The 15,333-nt window shown below is 70.6% G+C and carries 14 protein-coding genes and 1 pseudogene; 6 read left to right on the top strand and 9 right to left on the bottom strand.

The annotated features are described in order from the left end of the window. Positions 1 to 100: 100 nt before the first annotated feature. Together OG966_RS09060 and OG966_RS09055 are read left to right on the top strand one after the other, a co-directional pair. Positions 101 to 1,237, top strand: a complete 1,137-nt coding sequence (locus OG966_RS09060; RefSeq protein ID WP_326648939.1) for a hypothetical protein — start codon at positions 101 to 103, stop codon at positions 1,235 to 1,237. Continuing rightward, a complete protein-coding gene (locus OG966_RS09055; protein WP_326648938.1) occupies positions 1,218 to 1,679 on the top strand; it encodes a hypothetical protein in 462 nt (153 codons plus the stop codon). The genes OG966_RS09060 and OG966_RS09055 overlap by 20 nt, the downstream gene beginning before the upstream one ends. Before the next feature lie 457 nt (positions 1,680 to 2,136). Here OG966_RS09055 and OG966_RS09050 read toward each other — a convergent pair whose 3' ends face one another. Beyond that, complete coding sequence (locus OG966_RS09050) at positions 2,137 to 2,838, bottom strand: response regulator transcription factor (protein WP_326648937.1); 702 nt, start codon at positions 2,836 to 2,838, stop codon at positions 2,137 to 2,139. Between the two features lie 214 nt (positions 2,839 to 3,052). Here OG966_RS09050 and OG966_RS09045 point away from each other — a divergent pair, with 214 nt between their 5' ends. Beyond that, positions 3,053 to 3,304, top strand: a complete 252-nt coding sequence (locus OG966_RS09045) for a hypothetical protein (protein WP_326655567.1) — start codon at positions 3,053 to 3,055, stop codon at positions 3,302 to 3,304. Beyond that, entirely contained in the window at positions 3,273 to 3,647 is a 375-nt protein-coding gene (locus OG966_RS09040) for an Rv1733c family protein (RefSeq protein ID WP_442806671.1), read from the top strand. Before OG966_RS09045 ends, OG966_RS09040 begins: the two co-directional genes overlap by 32 nt. Before the next feature lie 93 nt (positions 3,648 to 3,740). Here the strand turns inward: OG966_RS09040 and OG966_RS09035 are convergent. From OG966_RS09035 to OG966_RS09005, 7 genes and pseudogenes are all read right to left on the bottom strand, one after another. Further along, a pseudogene (locus OG966_RS09035) lies at positions 3,741 to 3,973 on the bottom strand (hydrogenase formation protein HypD); the annotation flags it as partial. Further along, positions 3,970 to 4,656, bottom strand: coding sequence for a CBS domain-containing protein (locus tag OG966_RS09030; RefSeq protein WP_326648936.1), 687 nt, complete (start codon positions 4,654 to 4,656; stop codon positions 3,970 to 3,972). The gene OG966_RS09030 and the pseudogene OG966_RS09035, both read right to left, overlap by 4 nt. Before the next feature lie 118 nt (positions 4,657 to 4,774). Further along, positions 4,775 to 5,293: a flavodoxin domain-containing protein gene (locus OG966_RS09025; RefSeq protein ID WP_326648935.1), complete on the bottom strand. Its 519-nt coding sequence runs from the start codon at positions 5,291 to 5,293 to the stop codon at positions 4,775 to 4,777. Positions 5,294 to 5,305: 12 nt separating this feature from the next. Continuing rightward, positions 5,306 to 6,037 (bottom strand): CBS domain-containing protein, encoded by a 732-nt coding sequence (locus OG966_RS09020; RefSeq protein WP_326648934.1) that lies wholly within the window; start codon positions 6,035 to 6,037, stop codon positions 5,306 to 5,308. Between the two features lie 14 nt (positions 6,038 to 6,051). Continuing rightward, a complete protein-coding gene (locus OG966_RS09015; protein ID WP_326648933.1) occupies positions 6,052 to 8,784 on the bottom strand; it encodes a bifunctional acetate--CoA ligase family protein/GNAT family N-acetyltransferase in 2,733 nt (910 codons plus the stop codon). 98 nt (positions 8,785 to 8,882) lie between these two features. Next, positions 8,883 to 9,080 carry a HypC/HybG/HupF family hydrogenase formation chaperone gene (locus OG966_RS09010; RefSeq protein ID WP_326648932.1) on the bottom strand — a complete coding sequence of 66 codons (198 nt, stop codon included), beginning with the start codon at positions 9,078 to 9,080 and terminating at the stop codon, positions 8,883 to 8,885. 123 nt (positions 9,081 to 9,203) lie between these two features. Next, positions 9,204 to 9,743: a hydrogenase maturation protease gene (locus OG966_RS09005; protein WP_326648931.1), complete on the bottom strand. Its 540-nt coding sequence runs from the start codon at positions 9,741 to 9,743 to the stop codon at positions 9,204 to 9,206. A 170-nt stretch (positions 9,744 to 9,913) separates the two neighbouring features. Here OG966_RS09005 and OG966_RS09000 point away from each other — a divergent pair, with 170 nt between their 5' ends. Together OG966_RS09000 and ppdK are read left to right on the top strand one after the other, a co-directional pair. Continuing rightward, on the top strand, positions 9,914 to 10,831 hold the full coding sequence (locus tag OG966_RS09000; RefSeq protein ID WP_326648930.1) for a universal stress protein: 918 nt from the start codon (positions 9,914 to 9,916) through the stop codon (positions 10,829 to 10,831). A gap of 25 nt (positions 10,832 to 10,856) precedes the next feature. Further along, a complete protein-coding gene (gene ppdK, locus OG966_RS08995) occupies positions 10,857 to 13,514 on the top strand; it encodes a pyruvate, phosphate dikinase (RefSeq protein WP_326648929.1) in 2,658 nt (885 codons plus the stop codon). A gap of 89 nt (positions 13,515 to 13,603) precedes the next feature. Here ppdK and OG966_RS08990 read toward each other — a convergent pair whose 3' ends face one another. After that, complete coding sequence (locus OG966_RS08990; RefSeq protein WP_326648928.1) at positions 13,604 to 15,319, bottom strand: SulP family inorganic anion transporter; 1,716 nt, start codon at positions 15,317 to 15,319, stop codon at positions 13,604 to 13,606. Positions 15,320 to 15,333: the final 14 nt, after the last annotated feature.

The raw sequence follows: 15,333 nt of genomic DNA, 5'->3' as shown, positions 1-15,333 counted from the left end.
CCGGCATCGGGACGGGCTTGAGCTGGAATCCGATGCCTTCTTCCTCGGTCCGATCACCGGGACGTTCCAGGGCGCTTCCTGGCGTGACCGTCCGATCGGCGTGCGCGAGGTCAACCAGCTTGTGCGCTATCTGACGGCTGCATGCTTCGTCGTGATCTGCTATCTCTCCGGCATGCGCAGCGGGGAAGTCTTTCAGCTCCGTCGCGGCTGTCTGCGCGAGGACGAGAACGGCGGGTTCGTGCTCGTCGGTCGGCGCAGCAAAGGCGCCGATCATGTTCCCGCCCCTGATGCCGATGAGACCGCCGAGCGGCCCTGGGCCGTGGTCAGTGCAGTCGTTCCGGCCGTGGAGATGCTGGAGTCGCTCTCCGACGCTGAGCTGCTGTTCCCACCGAGTCGGCAACGCACCACGGTCCGCTCGCGCAGGAAACAGGCCAAACCAACGGGCACGATGAACGACGACGTCCGCGAGTTCATCGACTGGGTGAACGAGCGGTTCTCCGGCCCGGACGGTCCGGCAATCCCTCCGGACCCAGCCAAGGCCGTGCACGCGTCGCGCTTCCGCCGTACGCTCGCGTACTTCGTCGTGCGACGCCCGGGCGGGCTCGCGGCGGCGCAGGCGCAATACGGGCACGTGAAGGCGAAGGTGACACTCGGTTACGCCGGAGATGCCGATACGAGTTGGATGGAAGACCTCGCCATCGAGGAGTTGGAGATGCTCAGTGAGCAGGTGGACGAGGACCTTCGGGCACTCGACGAAGGCGAACACATCAGCGGGCCCTCCGCGCAGGAATACCGGCGCAGAGTGCGCAAGGCGTCGGCCGCGTTCGCGGGCAGAGTCGTCAACCAGGCCGACAACGCCCGACGTCTGTCGGCGAGCAAGCATCCGGACATCCATCACGGCCTGGGGATGACCTGCGTCTGGCGACTCGAGACCGCAGGCTGCCGGGAGGAGCGCGAGGCGGCTGGACTGGACGTGACCGAACCGGACGAGCAGCTGTGCCGTGCCACATGCACCAACCTCGCCTACACCGACCGCGATATCAAGAACAAGCGGTTGGAACTCGCCAGCTGGGAAGCCGCCGCGGCCGATCGGCTGTCGCCGAGGCCCCTGCGGGACCGGGCAGCGGCGAAGGCCGCCCCGATTCGCGCGGTGATCGCGGTACATGAGCAGGACCGGCGTGGGAGTGGCCAGGAAGAACCGATGGAGGAGCAAGCGGATGGGGCGCAGGCCACGTGACCGGGACAAGGACGCCGCCGCGATCAAGGCGGCGGCTGAGCGGCTGCCGGCCGGCACGCCTCTGCGCTCCGGCTCGGGCAAGCGGACCGCCACCGAGCTGATCGTCGAGTCCGGGCTGCGCCGTGATGTGGTCTACCCACAACACCAGGACCTGGTTGACGAGTTCAGGCTCAGGGTCAAGGCGCAAGGCAGAGTGCCTACAGCCGCCCAGGAGTTCGCCGAGCGGTACGCGGCCGTGGTCGAGGAGCTGAAGGAGGCGAAGCAACAGCTGGCAGCAGAACAGCAGTTGACTGCCTTCCTGCGCCGTACCACCGTGGAACTGTCGATCGAGGTGGAGAACCTCCGCCGTGAGCAGGAGGACGCCGCCGATGCCACGGTGGTGCACATGCCCAGGCGGCGCGGCCCAGGCCGCAGGTTCGTGACCACAGATCCATGGACCTGAGCCACGCCCAGTGCCGGGGACGGGCACGGCATTCGCACACCACCCATACCAGCGTGCCGACGTGGTACCCGTCCCCTTCATACAGGCGAATGCGATGGTGTCCGGTGGGACGCCGCGGCGGCCGGTACAGCCACCGCACCTCCTCGTGGCGGGCGTCGAAGCCGATGGGCCGGCCGCACTGCCGCACCGTTTGCGGTTGGCCCGCTGATCTCTGGGCTCGGGGAACGCGTACATCGGGGGACGCCGTACGGGGGCGCCGAGCGGGGACAGCGCCCCGTGTTACTGCGCTGGGAGCGACGTCCCTGTGGCTGTTCCTGAGGGCATGCGGTCCCGAGTGCGGAGCCAATACCGTGGTGTATGGGGAGATCAACGCCCCGTCTGCGCGAGTCGGCCGGAGGAAACGATGAGGGAGGGCCATTCCGATCCCGGCCCCGGGGGCCTGTACGCGCTCGGCGTTTCAGCGGGATGGGTGGTCCGGGGCCTCGTGCTGCTCCAGCTGGGTCGCCAGGACCGCGGCCTGGACGCGGCGGTGAACGCCCAGCTTGGCCAGCAGGCGGGAGATGTGGTTCTTCACCGTCTTCTCGGACAGATACAGCCGCTTGCCGATCTGCCGGTTGGTGAGCCCCTCTCCGATCAGCGCGAGAATGTCCCGCTCACGCGGGGACAGGCCCGCCAGCGCGGGCGGCACGGCATCCGGGTCGTTCGGCTCCGCCCGGAGGCTGCTCATCAGCCGGGCCGTCGTCGCGGGATCGAGCATGGACTGGCCCGAAGCGACCGTGCGCACCGCCGACACCAGGTCGGAGCCCTTGATCTGTTTGAGTACATACCCTGAGGCACCGGCCATGATCGCGTCGAGCAGGGCGTCCTCGTCGTCGAATGACGTCAGCATCAGACAGGCCAGCTCTGGCATACGGCTGCGTAGTTCGCGGCACACGCCGATACCGTCGCCGTCGGGCAGGCGTACGTCGAGCACGGCCACGTGCGGTCGCAGTGCCGGACCGCGCGCCAGTGCCTGTTCGGCGCTGCCCGCGTCACCGACCACGGTGATGTCCGGCTCGGTGTCGAGGAGATCGGTCAGCCCTCGGCGTACGACCTCATGGTCGTCGACCAGGAACACCCGTACCGGATCCTCCGCGGTGAATGTCCGTGTCTCCGTCATGACGGCCCCTCGGTCGTGATCTTTCCCGCACTGCGGACTGCCTGAGACGATCATTGCCCTGCCCGGGGCAGAAGTACCAGGGCCGACCGGCCCTACTTGGGTCCGCGGGAGGTCCTGGTCGGCCCTCCTGCTACGGACCAGTGGCCTCTCCCGCCGCGGGCGGCCGGATGTCATGTTGCTGCCAGTGGTCGCAGACATACCCGTGAAGGGAACGATGCGGGAGACCAAGCGCGCGAGGGTCTGGGGCTGGCGGTGGCGGCGAAACCCGCTCCGGCGGCGCAGCGACGCGGTCGAAGCCTGGATCGTGCTGGTCACGTGGGTGCTGGCGCTGATAGGAGGGGCCGTTGCCGGGGGCGTCGCCGCGTACTGCGTGGACCAGGCGATCGAGCGGGAGCGGGCCGGACGGCAGGCCGTCCCGGCGGTGCTGGTGTCGGATGCGCCGGACAGGACGCGCGGCACGGTCTAACGGCCCCGGCCCCGGCGCCGACCGCGTCCCGGCGAACGTGCGCTGGACGGCTTCCGACGGTGCCGTGCGTACGGGCACGGCCCGCGTGGCGGCGGGTACCGCCGCCGGTGCGACGGTCGAGGTGTGGACGGATGTCCGCGACCGGCTGGTGCCCGAGCCGGTCACTCCGTCGGAGGCGACCCAGCAGGTCGCGCTCGCGGGAGCGTTCGTTGCTGCCGGCGTCGGCGGAGTGGTCATCGTGAGCGGCCGGGTGGCGCGCGGGCAACTGGAGCGACGCTACGCAGAGCGCTGGGGCGAGGAGTGGGAGCGGATCGGGCCGCAGTGGCGGCGCACCACGGGCTGACGCGTCCGGCGGGATGCCGAGTTGCCGAGTCGCATGCGCGAGGGATCCTGCCGTGCAGTCGGTGGGCAGCTTCGCGCCGGGCGGCAACGGCCATGCCCGGTCCAGTGTCTCCAGCGGGGTGACGCACACGGGGCAGCCGGGCCCGTGGACCATCCGGATGCCGGCGGGCGGCAGTTCATCGATGCCCTGGCGGACGAGGGTGTGACGAGGATGTAGGTCTGCCCGCCGCACACCTCCATGATCTGTCAGGGCGCGGTCGCGGTCCGGAGCTCGTCCAACAGCTGCCAGGCGAGAGCTGGATCGCGGTACTCGTCGAGGTAATTCATGACGAAGCCTGTGAGCCCTCGGCCGCGCCGGGGTGCCGCTGCGGACTCGTCAGGTCGAACTCCACATCCACCACGCCCTCGACGGCCTGCACCAGGCGGGCTGCGACCGGCACGAGGGCGGTGTCGCGGATGCGTCCCGTGAGGGTCACCACGCCTTCAACCACCTTCACCCGGACAGGTTCCGGCTGCGAGGGGAACAGGAGGCCCACCACGTCCTTGCGGACCTCTTCTGCGATGTCTTTGTCGTCCCGCAGGAAGACCTTCAACAGGTCGGCGCGGCTGACGATGCCCTCGAGCACACCTATGTCGTTGACGACGGGCAGTCGCTTGACCTTGCGCTGCGCCATGACCCGTGCAGCCTGTGGGAGGGTCGCGCTCGGGTGGGTGGTGAGGGCAGGGGCGGACATCAGCTCATCGGCCGTCACCGCTCCGGCCCTGGCGAGATCGGGCAGCCGCCTCAGCTGGGTGTAGCGGTCCACGTCGCGCTCCCGGAACTCTTCCTTGGGCAGCAGGTCGGCCTCGGACACGACGCCGATCACCCGGCCCTCGCCTTCCAGGACCGGAACGGCGCTGACCTTCCACCGCTCCATGGTCTGCACGATTTCCTTGAACGTCGCCTCGCGGCTGACGGCGACGACAGCGTGGGTCATCACATCGCTCACGATGTGCGGGGTGCCGTGCATGGTGCCCTCCTGGTCCGGTCGGTCAGTTGCGATGGATGGTTAGGTCGAGGAAGCGGGTCGAGCAGGAGATGCAAGGGTCGTGGTTGCGGATGGCCAGCTCGCACAGGTCCCGGGCGCCTCACGTTGGCGCCGTCGGCCTCTCCCCCTCGCCGATTTCCCTGGCAATGTCGCGGGCCCAGGCTCGTATCCGCTCCATGTCGCGGAAGTCACCGCCCCGGCCCTGCTTGACGATCATCCGGGCGATGAAGCCCCGGGCTCCCTCCTCGAGTCGGCCGCCGAAGGTGACGTGCTCGCGGGCGTCGAGCAGGGTCGCCGCGCGGGCAGCGCTCGGCACTGCAGGGATGTCGCGCTCGCCCGCCGAGGCGTCCAGCGGACCGCTGCTGAACAGCCACACCGGGCGCTCGGCCAGGGCGTGTTCGTGGCGGCGGGCGAAGCGTACGGCGTCTCGGTGCCAGCGGCCTGCGTACAGGGCGCCGCCGAGCACCACCGCCTCATACCCCGAGACATCGCGGGCCTCCGCCGCGGGCCGCGCCTCGGAGCGCAGCCCCTCCTGCTGCAGGGCGTCGGCGATGACGCCGGCGATCTCTGCAGTCGAGCCGTTCTTCGTGCCGTAGGCGACAAGTACTCTCGCGTTCATCCGGACACCTCCTCAGTGCCTGCGCAGCCACTCCTCGCCGACGCCGTGGACGGCCGGCTCGTCGGGCCGCAGATGCGAGTCGTCCGTGCGGTACGTCAACTCGTCGACGACGGCCACGACTCCGTCCACCTGGCTGGCCATTCCCAGGGCAATCGGTATTTCGCTACGCCGCTCCAACTGGCCCCTGAGCGTGACGACGCCTTCGCTCACGTCGACCGTCACGGTCTCCGGGGCGAGCCAGAGAGCGTTGACGATCACTTCGTCCACGATCGCGCGGCGGATCTCCTCGTCCGGCCGCAGGAAGACCTGGAGCAGATCCCGGCGGGTGACGATGCCGACCAGCCGGTCCTCCTCGTCGACCACGGGCAGCCGCTCGATCCGGCGCCGCGCCATGGTCCTGGCGGCCTCCGCGATGCTCGACTCGGCCCGCACGGTGATGGCAGGCGCGGACATCAGGGTTCCTGCGGTTCGGGCATGGGTCTTGTCCGCATGGTTCCCCTTGGAGATGTGCAGCCGGCTGAGCCAGTGCGGTCGTCTCCGCTCGTCCGGAGCCGGTCCCTCGGCCTGCCGGACCATCAGATCGGTCTCCGAGATAACCCCGATGACCATTTCGTCCTCGTCGACCACCGGCAGTCCGCTGATGCGGTGCTCGCCGAGCAGCCGGGCGACTTCCTTGAACGGAGTGCCGTACTCGGCCTTGACGACGTCATCGACCATCAGCGAACCGATCTTCATGTGCTTCATGTCCATGGCTCCTCTCAGCGCAGCCGGCGCAGATACGGGTCGCGGGCTCGCCGCGGCACCAGCCGGACGCGGACGTCCAGGGCCGTGATGCCGCCCGGGCGGGCGATCACGGGATTGAGATCGGCCTCGGCGAGCTGCGGAAGATCGCAGGCCATCCGGGACAGCCGCAGCAGCAGTTGCTCCAGCCCTTCGAGGTCGACGGCACCGCCGCCGCGGTAGCCGAAGAGCAGCGGTGCGCAGCGCGGCGAGGTGATGAGATCGTGCACGTCGTGGTCGGTCAGCGGGGCGAGCCGGGCCGCGTGATCGGCCAAGAGCTCGGTCGCCGTGCCGCCCAGGCCGAACAGGACCAGCGGGCCGAAGACTTCGTCCTGAACGACACCGGCGAAGAGCTCGATGCCGCGTTCGGCGAGCGGCTGGACGACCACTCCGGTCATCAGGTCTCCGAATCGGGCTACCAGATCGCGGTGTGCAGCCCGCACCTGCGAGGCATTTTGAAGATCGAGGTGGACGGCGCGCTGCTCGCTCTTGTGGATCAGGCCAGGCCAGTGGGCTTTCATCACGACCCGCCCTCCCCCGGAGCTTCGCCCGGGAGGTACCCCCAGCCCCGCCAGCCGTGCCGCGGCGGCGACGGCGGCCTCTTCGTCCTCGGCCCACTCCCATGGAATCTGCGGGATGCCGTAGTGGCCGAGGAGTTCGGCCGTCGCACGGGGGTCGAGCCAGTCCCCGTCGGGGTGTTCGGCGAGGAAGCCGTTGGCCATTGTTTTCGCCGCCGCGGTGTCCACATCCGCGAGCTCGGGGACCGTGCCCTCCGGGCGGGCGCGCCAGCGTGCATACGTAACGGCGTGTGCCAGGGCGCGGGCCGCGTCCGCCGCGTCGGAGTAGGCGGGTACAAATCCGCCGCCCGCGGTGGGCAGCAGCTCGACCCGTGCGGCCTGGGCGGGAAGGACCGCGGCGACCGTTCGGGAGCGACGGTGGTCCGGGCCGGGGGACAGGGCCCGGACGAGATCGTCGCCGGTCGCCGCGGCGACCGCGGTGGGGACCAGCACCACCAGTACGGCGTTCACGGCCCCGTGCGCCGAGAGCCGGTCGACGCACTCCTGCAGCTGCGTCTCGGTGACGGCGGCGGTGGCGTCGACGGGATTGGTGGCGGAGGCCCCCGCGGGCAGCCCGGCCAGCAGCCCGGCGACCAGCTCGCTGCCGAGCTCGGGAATCCTCAGCCCGGCCTCTGCGCAGGCATCGGCGGCCAGTACGCCTGCCCCGCCCGCGTTGGTGACGATGGCGACCGAGGAGCCGGACGGCAGCGGCTGGGAGTGCAACAGCGCCGCACTGTCGAGGAGTTCGCCGATCGTGCGGGTCGCGATGATTCCGGCCTGGGTGAACAGGGCCTGCCGGGTCATGGTACGCGTGGCTGCCGCCGCGGTGTGGGAGGCGGCGGCACGGCGACCGGCCTCGGAGCGCCCGGCGTCCACGGTAAGGATCGGCATCGTGCGGGCCACCCGCCGCGCTGTTCGTGAAAATGAGCGCGGATTGCCGAAGGACTCAAGGTGCAGCACAGCGAGGTCGGTCTGCCCGTCGCTCTCCCACCACTGCAGCATGTCGTTGCCGCTGACGTCGTACTTGTCGCCCAGCGAGACGAAGGTGGACACCCCGATGCCGAGCCGGGACAGCCCGTCGAGCAGCGCGATGCCCACCCCACCGGACTGCACGGCGACTCCGGCCGTGCCGGCCAGGGGGCGGTCCGCGGCGAAGGTGGCGTTCAGCCGCAGATCCGGGTTGGTGTTGGCCAGACCGAGGCAGTTGGGGCCGACCAGCCGCATCCCGTACGCACGGCACGTGGCGAGCAGCGCGGCCGCCTGTTGGGCGTCGAGGCCGGAGGAGACCACCAGCAGCGCCCTCGCGCCAAGCTTTCCGCAGTCCTCGGCGGCCCGCGGGACGGCGGCCGCGGGGACGGCGAGCACGGCGAGATCGGGCGGGAAGGACAGCTCGGTCACGGAGTGGTGGCAGCTCACCCACTCGATCGCGTCCGCATGCGGATTGACTGCGTCCAAACGGCCGGCGAAGCCACCGGTCCGCAGATTGCGCAGCACGGCCCGGCCGACCGAGCCCGCCCTGCGGCCCGCGCCGACGACGGCGACCGTGCGGGGCCGCAGCAGTGGTTGCAGGCTGGCCACGTCGGCGGTGCTTGCCCGGTTGTCGACCGCCGACAAGTAGTGCTCGTCCAGGGTGAGTTGTACTATGCAGCGCACTTCGGGACCGTCGAAGTGGCGGGTCGTTCGCAGGCCGAGGTCGGCGAACACTTTCAGCATCTCGTGGTTCTCGGCCAGTGCGTCGGCCGCGAAGGCGGTGATGCCCGCCTGGCGGGCGGCGTCGACAAGATGCTCCAGCAGCAGGGTGCCCAGGCCCCGATGGTGCCAGTCGTCTGCGACGCTGAGTGCGATCTCGGCCGTCGCCGATTCTGGTATGGCCTCGTACTCGGCGAGTCCGACGAACCGCCCGCCGCTCTCCGCGACCAGAGCGCGGTAGCCGGACCGGTCGCGCCGGGTGAGCCGGTCGGCCGCCTGTTCGGCGGACAGGTGGCTCACCGTGAAGAAGCGTCGCCGCAGATTCTCCGCCGACATGCCCTCGTACAGGGCCAGGACGGCGTCGTGATCGGCCGGCTCCGCCTGCCGTATCCGTACTGTCGTGCCGTCCGTCAAGAGCGCGTGCACCTGCCGGGCGGTGTTCGCGGGGCTGTGGATCTGCGTCATGACGGTGCCTTCCTCGTGGGGAATCCACGTCCAAACTCAGGCGGGAGTACGGCCGGCCGCAGGGGTCGGCCGGGCCAGTGAACGGGGCCGACCGGCCCTCAGGGCGCGTCCGGTCGGTCCAGGGGCGCCTGTGGCAGCGGCTCGCCCAGCTCGCCGGTGACGGCGTCCGCCACCGCGCGCAGCACGCCGAGCGTCCGCTCGGCCTCCGCCCCGTCGACAGTCGTGATCGCGAATCCGACATGGACGCTGACGTATGTTCCGGCCTCGGCGCAGTCCGCCGGAGTCGTGGACGTCAAGGACCCGGCCGGGCATGCCCAGACACATTTCCAGGCCGGTCGCCAGACGGTGCACCTGCGGGCGGAAGCCCACGCCTTGGACCGTGCCGAAGACCTCGGCGCGCCTGGCGATGCGCTCGCCGGTCACGGCGGGCCTCCGCCGTGTGTGTTGCGGGGGCCGCGCGCAGCCGCGTCCCGGTGGCGGACGATGTCGTCCTCCACCCGTGCGACGAGTGCTTCGACCCTCGCGGCAACCGGCTCCGACAGGCCCGTGCCGAGCGAGGTGTCCGCCCCTTCGACGGCGTACACCACGAGATGGCCGGGCAGGCGCCCCAGCGCCCGCGACAGCTCGACGGCGTCACCTAGGCCCAGCCCGTGCGAACTCGTCGTGCTCGGGCGCCCCAGCTCGGCTGCGTCCAGCTCCAGCCGGTGCACCCGACCCGGGTGGCCGGGATGGGCGTGCGCGGCGTCCAGCACCACCGCCAGGTCCGCGTTCTCCCACAGCTCGATCAGCCGCCCCGGATCTCCGTCGCACACCGACAGGACCGTTCCCGGGGGCAGGGGACGGCCGTCAGCCCGCTCCCGGAGCCGGGCGATCACCGCCCAGGCCGCCCCGTCGTCGTGGCGGAACTCGTTGCCGACCCCGATGATGGCGATACGGGCGGAGCGTGGGGAGCCGGACATAATTCCTCTCCCTCCACTGCGTTTGTCTCAAGCCTGCGTGCGGACCTGCCGTGGAGCGTTGGGCCGAAGGGCCCCAGGAAGGGTCTGGGTGGCCCCTGCGCACCCGACCGCGCACACGCCAGGCTCGACGGCAAGGCACGAAGCAGAGCCCTGCAGAGGAGGTGCGGATCATGCATCGACACGTCGTCGCCGGAATCGACGGATCCCCCGAGAGCCTAGCCGCCGCGCACTGGGCGGCCCGGGAGGCTCTGCGCCGCAGCCTGTCGCTGCGGCTGGTGCACGCCTGGCAGTGGCAGCCGCGTCCTCCCGTCTACGTACCCGTCGGCACGACCCAGCGCTACTGGGCACACCGGACCCTCAGCCAGGTGAGCGACACCGTGCGAGCCTCGCACCCCGCGCTGCACATCGCCGACGAGGCGGTGGCCGAATCGCCGGTCACCGCCCTGCTGACGGCGGCCGAGCAGGCCGAGATGCTGGTGCTCGGCTCCCGAGGACTCAGCGGCGTCGCGGGATTTCTGGTCGGCTCGGTGTCCCAGGCGGTCGTTGCGCGGGCACCGCGTCCCGTGGTTCTCGTACGTGCCGGTGAGGAAGCGTCCGACGAACAGTTTCCTGCCCCGGACGGAGCGTCCCCGGACTCGGACCGGGATTCGGTCGAGACCCCGTACCGGAATGTTGTCCTCGGCCTCGACACCAGCAGCCCGTGCGACGAACTGATCGAATTCGCTTTCGACGCCGCGCAGCATCGTGGTGCAGCGCTGCGCGTGATTCACACCTTCAGCGCCCCGCCCCCGTATGCCGCCATCGACCAACTCGTCCCGAAGCCCGGCCCGGAACTGCTCGCCGAGCACGAACACGCCGTGAGTGCGGCGCTGTACCCGTGGCGGGAGAAGTTCCCCGAGGTCACTGTCACCGGGACCGTCACCGAAGGCCGGGCGGCATCCGAACTGACGCGCGCCTCGACCGGGGCTGGCATGGTCGTCGTCGGGCGCCGGATCCGGAGCGGGCACCTCGGCATCCACATCGGCCCCGTCGCCCACGCGGTGCTGCACCACGTCGGCTGCCCCGTGGCCGTCGTCCCGCACGTCTGACCCACCCCGCAGGAGATCGAGACCCATGAGGCAGTACGTGTACGGATTCGGCGAGGGCAGCCGTGAGATGGCGGACCTGCTCGGCGGCAAGGGAGCCAACCTGGCCGAGATGACCCGGCTGGGGCTGCCCGTGCCCCCTGGGTTCACTGTCACCACGCACGCCTGCCGTGAGTACCTGGCCGCCGGCGAGGAACCGGCGGAGCTCGGGGTGCAGGTCGCGCGGGCACTCGCGGATCTGGAGCGGCGCGTCGGCCGGCGGCTGGGCGAGAGCGACAACCCGCTGTTGCTGTCCGTACGTTCGGGCAGCAGGTTCTCGATGCCCGGCATGATGGAGACGATCCTCGACATCGGCCTGAGCGACACATCCGTACGCGGACTCGCCAAGGCGACCGGGCAGGAGCGGTTTGCCTGGGACTCGTACCGCCGGCTGCTGCAGATGTTCGGCCGCACGGTGCTGGGCGTAGCCCCGGAGCTGTTCGAGGACGCCCTGGCCAGGCACAGCGCGGACCGCGGTGCGGCGAGCGACACCGGGCTGGACGCGCACGATCTCGCGGCGCTGGCCGACGAGTTCAAGACGCTGATCCGGGAGGCGAGCGGTGAGGAGTTCCCACAGGACCCGGTTGAGCAGCTGTACCAGGCGATCCGTGCCGTCTTCCGTTCCTGGAACGGCGAGCGCGCCCGCCTCTACCGCAGGCGTGAGCACATTTCCGACGACCTGGGCACCGCCGTCAACATCCAGGTGATGGTGTTCGGCAACCTCGGTCCCGATTCCGGCACGGGCGTCGCTTTCACCCGTGACCCGGCCACCGGGGCACGCGGCGTCTACGGCGACTACCTGACCGACGCGCAGGGGGAGGACGTCGTCGCCGGCATCCGCAACGCCGTACCCCTCCAGGAGCTCAAGCACATCGACCCGTCCTCCTATCTGCAGCTCGGCGACCACCTGCGGACTCTGGAACGCCACTACCGGGACCTGTGCGACGTCGAGTTCACCATCGAACGCGGCACGCTGTGGATGCTCCAGACCCGGGTCGGCAAGCGCACAGCCGGGGCTGCGTTCCGTATCGCGCACGAGCTCGTCGACGAGCGCCTGATCAGCGAGGACGAAGCGCTCGCCCGGGTCGGCGGGCATCAGCTCGCCCGGCTGATGTTCCCCCGCTTCGACGAGGACACGACCGGCCAACCGCTGGCACACGGTGTCCCGGCCTCGCCGGGCGCGGCGGTCGGAGCGGCCGTGTTCGACTCCGCCGAAGCGGTACGCCGCGCCGCGGCCGGGGAGAAGACAGTCCTCGTACGACGTGAGACCACGCCCGACGACCTGCCGGGGATGGTCGCGGCGGAGGCGGTACTGACCAGCCGGGGCGGCAAGACCAGTCACGCGGCCGTCGTCGCGCGGGGCATGGGCAAGGTCTGCGTGTGCGGGGCCGAGGAACTCGTGGTGGACACCGGGGCACGGCAGTTCACCGCGACCGACGGGACCGTGGTCACCGAAGGAACGGTGATCTCCGTGGACGGCACGGCGGGCACGGTCCACCTCGGCGCTCTGCCGTTGACCGAATCGCCGGTTGCGCGCTTCCTGGAGACCGGCGAACAGGACGGGGCGCTGACGAGTGCTGTGGCCCGAACCCTCGAATGGGCCGATGCCGTACGCCGACTTGAGGTCCGAGCCAACGCCGACACCCCCGAGGACGCGGCCCGTGCCCGGCGCTTCGGCGCCCAAGGCATCGGGCTGTGCCGCACCGAGCACATGTTCCTGGGCGAGCGCCGAAGCCTCGTCGAGGCGATGATTCTCGCTGAGGACAAGGCCGGGCAGCGCGCGGCGCTGGAAGCCCTCCTGCCGCTCCAGCGCAGCGACTTCACCGGAATCCTCGCCGCCATGGACGGCCTGCCGGTGACGATCCGCCTCATCGACCCGCCCCTGCACGAGTTCCTGCCCGACCGCACCGAACTCGCCGTGCGTGTAGCCACCGCCCCGACGGGCCACGACAGGCGGCTGCTGGCGGCCGTGGAGCGCATGCACGAGAGCAACCCCATGCTCGGGCTGCGCGGTGTGCGCCTGGGGCTCGTCATCCCGGGCCTGGTGCAGATGCAGGTACGGGCGATCGCGGAGGCCGTCGTGGAGCGGACGCGGGCAGGCGGCGACCCACGGGCCGAGATCATGGTCCCGCTGGTCGGTACGGCCGAGGAGCTCCGGATCGTACGGGCCGCCGCGGAGCGCGTCCTTGCCGAGGTGTCGGAGGCATCCGGCATCGCTGTGCGGTGCCCGGTCGGCACGATGATCGAACTGCCTCGCGCCGCGCTGACCGCCGACCGGATCGCCGAGGCCGCCGACTTCTTCTCCTTCGGCACCAACGACCTGACCCAGACCGCTTGGGGTCTTTCCCGGGACGACGTCGAAGCCTCGTTCTTCCCGGCCTACCTCGACCAGGGGATCTTCGCCACCTCGCCCTTCGAGACGCTCGACAGGGACGGCGTCGGCCGGCTGATCCGCATCGCTGTCGAAGAGGGGCGCGCAGCCCACCCGGGCTTGAAGATCGGCGTCTGTGGCGAGCACGGGGGTGACCCGGACTCCATCCACTTCTTCCACGACGCCGGACTCGATTACGTCTCCTGCTCCCCGTTCCGAGTCCCGGTCGCCCGACTCGAAGCGGGACGCGCCGCCCTCGAGGGCCGGGCGGCCTGAGCGGCCCGTGCCATCAGGCGTATCTGTGGAAGAGGCGGGGCGTGAACTCGTCGGAGAGCAAGGGTTCGCGGGCGCGGCTCGCCGGGTGGTCACTGGTCGTTCCCCCGGGCGCGGCTCCACTGCTGGTATGCGGCCACGGCGGTCGGCAGTGTGGGGAAGATCCGGTCGGGGCCGACCGATTCGGTCAGCCCGTACGCGTCCAGTTCTTCGCGCAGGTCCTGCTTTACACGGGCGAGTGCGAAGACGATGCCGCGACCGGTCACTTCGTGGCGCAGCGATTCCACCGAGTCCAGCGCGGTGATGTCCACCTCCACATTGGCCTCGGTGTTGAGGACGAACCACGACACGTGACCTTCCTGCTCGTCCACGGAAGCCAGGGCGCGGCGTCTGAAGTCCTCGGCGTTGGCAAAGAACAGCGGCGAGTCGTAGCGGTAGACGAGCAGCCCGGGAATGGTGCGGGCCTGCGGGTAGTCGTCCACGTCGTGCATCCCGGCCACACCGGGCACCAGGCCCTCGACGGCGTCGTGCGGCCGGGCCACCCGAGCCAGCAGCTCGGCCACCGAAAGGCCGACCGCCACCAGCACGCCGTACAGGATGTCCAGGACCAGCACGCCGGCCAGGCAGCCGAGTGCCAGCAGCAGTTCCCGGCGGCGGAAGGAGGCCAGCCGCCGAAACCCCGCCAGGTCGATCATGCGGACGGCGGCGTAGACGACCAGGGCTCCGAGCACGGTCGCGGGCGTGTCCGCCAGCAGCGGGCTGAGGAAGAGCAGCACCGCCAGCACGGCCGCGCACGCGACGAGTGAGTACGCCTGGCTGCGGCCGCCCGCCGAATGGGCGAGCGCGGTACGGCTGGCGCTGCTGCTGACGGGGAAGCCGTGCAGGACGCCGGCGCCGAGGTTCGCCGCGCCCAGGGCCAGCAGTTCCTGGTTGGCGTCGAGCCGTCGGCCGCCGTCGCGTGCCGCGAAGGCCCGCGCTGTGAGGATCACATCGGTGTAGGCGACGAGGAGGACGCCGAGTGCGGGCAGCAGCAGGTGCGGCAGCTCGCCCAGGGCTGGTACATCGGGCCGCGGGAGTCCCGCAGGGACCTCGCCGATCACCGTGATGCCGTGGTCCGCGAGGCCGAAAGCCGCCACGACGGAGGTTCCGAGGACCAGGGCCAGCAGCGGGGCGGGCACGGCACGGGCGTACCGCGACATCGCGAAGAGGAAGATCAGCGTGGCCGCCGCGAAGACGGTTGTCGCCGCGTGGATCTGGGGAAGATGCCGCACGAAGGAGGCGAGCTGGGGGAAGAATCCGGACCCCTCAGTTCGTACGCCGGTGAGCTTGGGCAGCTGGTCCACGATCATGATGAGCGCCACGCCGGCCAGATAGCCGACCAGGACCGGCCGCGACAGCAGATCGGCCACGAAACCCAGCCGTACCGCCCACGCCACCAGGCACAGCAGCCCGACCGCGACGGCGAGCGCGGCCGCCAGCACGGCGTACCTGCCCGGATCTCCGGCGGCGAGCGGCCCGACCACCGTGGCGGTCATGAGAGCGGTCGTCGACTCGGGGCCTACCGAAAGCAGCCGCGACGAGCCCAGCAGGGCGTACAGCACCAGTGCGGGAAGGATTGCCCACAGCCCGGCGACCGGCGGCAGTCCCGCCACGCCCGCGTATGCCATGACCTGTGGCACGAGATACGCGGCCACCGTCACCCCGGCCAGCAGGTCGCCACGCAGCCAGGAGCGCTCGTAGCCCACCAGTACTGCCATCCCGGGCACCAGGCGCCACCTCGGGTCGTCCGTACCGGCGCGCTGGGACATGGCACTCCTTTCGT

The organism is Streptomyces sp. NBC_01750 (genome assembly GCF_035918095.1).
Lineage (GTDB): Bacteria > Actinomycetota > Actinomycetes > Streptomycetales > Streptomycetaceae > Streptomyces.
Note: the sequence above shows the minus strand (reverse complement) of the source record. Positions and strands in the feature narration are given on the sequence as shown.

Excerpts from the sequence above, each read along its gene's own strand:
- OG966_RS09055 (WP_326648938.1), top strand. The coding sequence starts at position 1,218 with ATGGGGCGCAGGCCACGTGACCGGGACAAGGACGCCGCCGCGATCAAG.
- OG966_RS09050 (WP_326648937.1), bottom strand. The coding sequence starts at position 2,838 with ATGACGGAGACACGGACATTCACCGCGGAGGATCCGGTACGGGTGTTC.
- OG966_RS09045 (WP_326655567.1), top strand. The coding sequence starts at position 3,053 with ATGCGGGAGACCAAGCGCGCGAGGGTCTGGGGCTGGCGGTGGCGGCGA.
- OG966_RS09040 (WP_442806671.1), top strand. The coding sequence starts at position 3,273 with ATGCGCCGGACAGGACGCGCGGCACGGTCTAACGGCCCCGGCCCCGGC.
- OG966_RS09030 (WP_326648936.1), bottom strand. The coding sequence starts at position 4,656 with ATGCACGGCACCCCGCACATCGTGAGCGATGTGATGACCCACGCTGTC.
- OG966_RS09025 (WP_326648935.1), bottom strand. The coding sequence starts at position 5,293 with ATGAACGCGAGAGTACTTGTCGCCTACGGCACGAAGAACGGCTCGACT.
- OG966_RS09020 (WP_326648934.1), bottom strand. The coding sequence starts at position 6,037 with ATGAAGCACATGAAGATCGGTTCGCTGATGGTCGATGACGTCGTCAAG.
- OG966_RS09015 (WP_326648933.1), bottom strand. The coding sequence starts at position 8,784 with ATGACGCAGATCCACAGCCCCGCGAACACCGCCCGGCAGGTGCACGCG.
- OG966_RS09005 (WP_326648931.1), bottom strand. The coding sequence starts at position 9,743 with ATGTCCGGCTCCCCACGCTCCGCCCGTATCGCCATCATCGGGGTCGGC.
- OG966_RS09000 (WP_326648930.1), top strand. The coding sequence starts at position 9,914 with ATGCATCGACACGTCGTCGCCGGAATCGACGGATCCCCCGAGAGCCTA.
- ppdK (WP_326648929.1), top strand. The coding sequence starts at position 10,857 with ATGAGGCAGTACGTGTACGGATTCGGCGAGGGCAGCCGTGAGATGGCG.
- OG966_RS08990 (WP_326648928.1), bottom strand. The coding sequence starts at position 15,319 with ATGTCCCAGCGCGCCGGTACGGACGACCCGAGGTGGCGCCTGGTGCCC.